At 35.6% G+C, this 5,914-nt stretch carries 5 protein-coding genes and 1 pseudogene; 2 read left to right on the top strand and 4 right to left on the bottom strand.

Annotated features, from left to right (window positions below):
• The 4 genes and pseudogenes from ACIQ1E_RS13455 to ACIQ1E_RS13440 all read right to left on the bottom strand — a co-directional run.
• Positions 1-95, bottom strand: a pseudogene (locus ACIQ1E_RS13455) (GHMP kinase); the annotation flags it as partial.
• A 48-nt stretch (positions 96-143) separates the two neighbouring features.
• The gene (locus tag ACIQ1E_RS13450) at positions 144-1,466 is read right to left on the bottom strand and encodes a hydroxymethylglutaryl-CoA reductase, degradative (protein WP_396171825.1); all 1,323 of its coding nucleotides are present in this window, start codon (positions 1,464-1,466) and stop codon (positions 144-146) included.
• Between the two features lie 12 nt (positions 1,467-1,478).
• A complete protein-coding gene (locus ACIQ1E_RS13445; RefSeq protein ID WP_396171824.1) occupies positions 1,479-1,760 on the bottom strand; it encodes a type II toxin-antitoxin system RelE/ParE family toxin in 282 nt (93 codons plus the stop codon).
• Positions 1,750-2,001, bottom strand: coding sequence for a hypothetical protein (locus ACIQ1E_RS13440; protein ID WP_396171823.1), 252 nt, complete (start codon positions 1,999-2,001; stop codon positions 1,750-1,752). Before ACIQ1E_RS13440 ends, ACIQ1E_RS13445 begins: the two co-directional genes overlap by 11 nt.
• Before the next feature lie 154 nt (positions 2,002-2,155).
• Between ACIQ1E_RS13440 and ACIQ1E_RS13435 the strand changes: the two genes are divergently transcribed.
• Positions 2,156-4,330 (top strand): S9 family peptidase, encoded by a 2,175-nt coding sequence (locus ACIQ1E_RS13435; RefSeq protein WP_396171822.1) that lies wholly within the window; start codon positions 2,156-2,158, stop codon positions 4,328-4,330.
• A gap of 25 nt (positions 4,331-4,355) precedes the next feature.
• A partial coding sequence (locus tag ACIQ1E_RS13430) for a peptide MFS transporter (protein ID WP_396171821.1) occupies positions 4,356-5,914 on the top strand: 1,559 nt, incomplete at its 3' end.

Below are 5,914 nucleotides of genomic sequence, written 5' to 3'. Positions count from 1 at the left end.
AATTTGGTAGGCAAAGCCAATGCTTTGGCTCCGTCAAGAACCAAATATTCTCCTGTAATTAATAGTTTTCCGTTGCTGTAAAATTCTTTTTTCATTGTATAAATAACCCCTGTCAGGGTTCAAAACCCTGACAGGGTGGTAGGTTAAACAGCCCTTCTTAAAGTTTCAATATATTCTACAACAGCACTATGTGATACCACCTGATGCTTGAAATGTTTTCGAATCAAAATTCGTTCTTCCTCAGTTGCCTCAAATTGGTTCAGGATATTATTCAAATGCATTTTCATATGACCATCCTGAATTCCGGTTGTGGTTAGTGAACGCAAAGCAGCAAAATTTTGTGCCAAACCAGCCACCGCCACAAACTGCATCAATTCCTTTGCCGATGGATTTTCAAGCATTTCCAATGATAATTTCACTAAAGGATGCAAGGATGTCAATCCGCCAACAGTTCCTAAAGCCAACGGAATTTCCAGCCAAAAACTAAAAATATTGTTTTCGATTTTGGCGTGTGACAAGCTCGAATAACTTCCGTTTCGGGAGGCGTAAGCGTGAATTCCAGCTTCAACGGCACGGAAATCATTACCTGTAGCAAGCACCACGGCGTCGATTCCGTTCATAATTCCCTTGTTGTGGGTTACGGCTCGAAAAGGTTCGACTTCGGCAATTTGAACTGCTCGAACGAATCTTTCAGCAAAAGCTTTTGGATTTTCAATATGTTTTTCTGCCAATTCATCAACAGGGCAAGAAACTTCGGCACGAGCGATGCAATTGGGTACATAATTCGAGAGAATACTCATTATGACTTCAATTTCTTTTTCTTCATCCGAAAACAAATCAAAGGCTTGCGCTTCTTCTTTCAACGTTTTAGCAAATTGCTCCAAACAGGAATTAATGAAATTAGCGCCCATCGAATCTTTGGTTTCAAAGGTGGCGTGCAATTGATAGTAATTCGGCAACAAATTGGTTTTGTCTCGCAATTCGATATCCAAAATGCCGCCACCGCGTTTTTGCATATTTTTAGTAATGCTTTCGGTGTTGGCGAAAAATTTGGTTTTGGTTTGAGCAAAAAACAAATCAAGTTTCGTTTCATCTCCTTTGAAAATAAAATGCACTTGCCCAATTTTTTCGGTGTTGATAACGCTAGCTTTAAATCCGCCTCGTGTGGACCAAAATTTCGCTGCTTTTGAGGCGGCTGCCACCACCGAGCTTTCCTCAATCGCCATTGGAATACTGTTGTATTTTCCGTTGATTAGGAAATTTGGTGCAACCCCTAGCGGAATGTAGAAATTGCTTATCGTGTTTTCGATAAATTCATCGTGTAATTTCTGTAATTTTTCGTCTGAATTCCAGTAGTTTTTAAGGATAGAAATGGCTTCCTCGGGATTGGAAAAGTATTCTTTGGCAATCCAATTTATTTTTTCTTCTTTGGATAATTTTGAAAATCCTGCGATTGAGTTTGGCATTGTAATTTGGTTCTAATAGGAATATTTATTCTTGATAATGCCAACAACGATAACTAATTGTTTTGAGTCGTTAACTTTGAATGTTATAGTATAACCTTTGTGTGTGTAGTCCCGAAAAGTATCATCCTCGAGATAAAAAGATTTTTTGTAATTGTATGGAAATTTTAAATCTTTTTTGATGGCAACAATTAAATCTTTCTTGAATTTTCTTGCAGCTGCTGGTTTGTCTTTCGCTATGAAATCAATTATTTCGTTTAGTAAAAAATAAAATTTTTCAGAAAAATTAATTTTCATATTTAGAAATTGTCTTTTCTAGCATAGCATCTAATTCGTCAATATCGTATAATTTACTCTCTCCCGACTCAATTTTCTTGACTTCGAGATGCAAGCTACTCCGATACTCTACAAAAGATTTGTCCTCAATAATTGGGCTATCTTCCTCAATAATATGCAATTCGTTTTTAGAGAAAGTATTCAATAATTCGATTAGCTTTTCTTTTATGCTGGATTGAAATTCAATTTTGATAGTTTCCATATTATTATTGATTTATTCAAAATTAGTAAAAAAAATGAGATGCAAGCCGGTTTTACAGCTTGTTTCTCCATAGATATAACATTTAACACTTAAAACGTGAAATAATTGTAAAATTTTCACTAAAATTGAGGGCTTTTAAATTAAAATAAAATTAATGATTTACAATAAGATTAACCTACTGTTTTTGTTGCTGTTGACTTCTGTTTTTGCCCAACAAAAAATCACTGTCGAAGCCATTTATACTGGACAATTTCAAGCTAAGGGAATGGTTGAATTGCAGTCCATGAAAAACACCAATCAATATACGGTTTTGAATTTTGATCAGTCAAGCCGAAGTATGCAAATTGACTTGTTCGATTTCGCCACTTTGAAAAAAGTAAATACCTTAATTGATACCAAAAATCAGAGTAAATTGATAGGTGGAATTGATAGTTACACCTTCAGTTCGGACGAAAAAACGATTTTGATCGCCAATAATACCAATCAAATTTACCGTCATTCTTTTACTGCCGATTACTATTTGTATTCTATCGAAACTAAAGAATTGGCAAAAATACTAGAGCAAGTACAGGAACCTACTTTTTCACCCGATGGAAAAAAGATTGCATACGTTAAGGATAATAATATTTTTATTTATGATTTAACATCCAAAACCAATGCTCAGATTACCAAAGATGGAAAGAAAAACGAGATCATCAACGGAATCACGGATTGGGTTTATGAAGAAGAATTTGCCTTCGTAAGAGCTTTTGACTGGAGTAAGGATGGCAAAAAAGTAGCTTTCATTCGTTTTGACGAAACTCAAGTTCCAGAGTTTTCAATGTCGGTTTTTGCGAAAAATTTGTACCCAACAATTGAAACCTTCAAATACCCGAAAGCAGGTGAAAAGAACTCCACTGTTTCCCTGCATTTATATAGCATCGATGCTAAGACCACCAAAAAAGTAGATTTAAGCCAATACAATGATTTTTATATCCCAAGAATCGAATGGACGAGTGATACCAATGTCTTATCCGCAAAAATATTGAACCGCCATCAGGATAATTTAGATTTGCTTTTTGTAGATGCAACAACCGCTGCTACAACAGTGGTTTTGAATGAAAAAGGCAAATCCTTTATCGATTTTGTAGATACAGATAACTTGACTTTCCTGAAAGACAATAGCTTTATTTGGACTTCTGAAAAAGATGGTTTCAATAACATCTACCATTATGATAAAACAGGGAAATTAATTAATCAAGTCACAACAGGCAATTGGGAAGTAACCGAATATTATGGGCTTGACGAAAAAACGAATACTGTTTTTTATCAATCGACCGAGGATGGTTCCATCAATAGAGCGGTTTGCAGAGTTGATTTAAACGGAAAAAACAAACTGCGATTATCACAAAATGTGGGAACCAACAAAGCGACTTTTAGTCCTAATTTTCAATTCTTTATCAATACTTTTTCAACCGTAACCCAGCCAACGACTTATTCTCTGAATGAATCTAAAACCGGAAAACAAATTCAAGTTATCGAAAACAACGAAGAACTTTCCTCAAAGTTGAAATCTTATAATTTGCCTCAAAAAGAATTTTTTGTACTAAAAACCGAGAAAGGCAATGAATTGAATGCTTGGATTATGAAACCAAAGGATTTTGATGCATCAAAAAAGTATCCGGTATTTATGTATCAATATTCAGGACCGGGTTCACAACAAGTTAATAATGATTGGAACAGTGCTGACGATTATTGGTTTATGATGCTGGCGCAACAAGGTTATATAGTGGCTTGTGTTGATGGTCGTGGAACCGGTTTTAAAGGTGCCGACTTCAAAAAAGTTACTTACAAACAATTAGGAAAATACGAAGTCGAAGATCAAATTGATGCAGCTATGGTAATCGGAAGTTATCCTTTTGTTGATAAGGCAAGGATTGGAATCTATGGTTGGTCCTATGGTGGATTTATGTCTAGTAATTGTATTTTGAAAGGGAATGATGTTTTCAAAATGGCGATTGCAGTGGCTCCAGTAACCAACTGGCGTTTTTATGACAGTGTGTACACCGAAAGGTATATGCAAACCCCGCAAGAAAACCCTGGTGGTTATGACGATAATTCTCCCATAAATTTTGTGAGTAAACTTAAGGGAAAATATTTGCTAATTCACGGTTCGGGCGACGACAATGTGCACGTACAAAATTCGATGCAAATGATGGAAGCCCTCATTCAAGCCAACAAGCAATTTGATTCCCAAATATACCCCGATAAAAATCACGGAATTTATGGTGGAAAAACAAGAATACAATTGTTCAATAAAATGACTACTTTTATACAAAATAATTTATAACATAACCTTAACCAAAATAAATAAAATGAGTGAAGCAGCAGTAAAAACAGGACATCCAAAAGGACTTTGGGTATTATTCGGCACCGAAATGTGGGAACGTTTCAATTTCTATGGAATGCGAGCCATTCTAACCTTATTCCTCGTGAATTCATTAATGATGAAAGAAGAAGATGCTTCATTAATCTACGGAGGATTCTTGGGATTGTGTTATTTGACGCCAATGTTAGGAGGTTTCATCGCTGATCGTTTTTTTGGAAACAGAAACTGTATTTTATTAGGCGGATTAATGATGGCCATTGGACAATTTTTGTTGTTTGCCAGTGCCAGCGTTTTTGGTGCTAATTTGAGTCTGGCTAATATTTTAATGTGGACTGCTTTGGGAATTATCATTTTTGGAAATGGTTTTTTCAAACCAAACATTTCCTCAATGGTAGGAAGTTTATATCCCAAACAAGAAAAAAGTAAATTGGATACTGCTTTTACCATTTTTTATATGGGAATCAATCTTGGTGCTTTCTTGGGTCAGTTGATTTGTCCAATTGTTGGAGATGTTAAAGATGCAAACGGAATTCGTGATATTCACGCTTTTAAATATGGATTTTTGGCCGCTTCCATCGCAATGCTAATTGGCACGGTACTATTTTATGTATTGAAAGACAAATATGTGGTTAGTCCAGAAGGAAGACCACTAGGTGGGTTGCCTTCAAAAAATGAAGCTTCGGATTTTGAAGAAGGTGAATCTCAAAAAGCAGTTTTCTCTCAAAAGGCTTTGACAACTGCAGGAATTGCATTTTTGGCTTTAGGCGCCATTATCCATTTCGTTTTTGATCAAAATTTAATTTACACTTTGATTTATTCTAGTGGTTTAACATTGGCCGGATTAATAGTTTCCGACACTTCATTAACAAAAGTCGAAAGAGATAGAATATTTGTTATTTATATAGTTGCCTTCTTCATTATTTTCTTTTGGGCAGCATTTGAACAAGCGGGTTCTTCATTGACTTTTATCGCAGATAATCAAACCGACAGAAACTTTTTTGGCTGGAATATGCCTCCTTCAATGGTTCAAATTTTTAATGGATTATTTGTGGTTGCTTTTGCCATTCCGTTTAGTATGCTTTGGGATTATTTGCGAAGCAAAGACAGAGAACCTATTTCTCCAATGAAACAAGCTTTCGGATTGGCATTGATTGCATTGAGTTATTTTATCATCGCTCACAATGTGAAAGATTTAGGTAATAGCGGTCTTTTGGCTATCAAATGGTTGATACTTTTGTATTTAATTCAAACTTGCGCTGAATTATGTTTGTCTCCAATCGGGTTATCGTTGGTTGGAAAATTATCTCCAAAACGTTTTTCATCTCTATTGTACGGAGTTTTCTTTTTGTCTAATGCTTCGGGTTATGCATTGGCAGGAACATTAGGTTCCATTATGCCAGCAACAGGAGATAAATTTAACAAAGCCAAAGAACTCGGAATCGATTTGCAAGCCGTTTTAGACAAAACCATTACACCTACAGCCGAGCAATTAAAATTATTGGCAGCCAATCAGATTAGCGATCATAATCCGATTTTTGCTGGATT

Origin of the sequence: Flavobacterium sp., assembly GCF_044348915.1 — a bacterium.
Classification (GTDB): Bacteria; Bacteroidota; Bacteroidia; order Flavobacteriales; family Flavobacteriaceae; genus Flavobacterium.
Note: the sequence above shows the minus strand (reverse complement) of the source record. Positions and strands in the feature narration are given on the sequence as shown.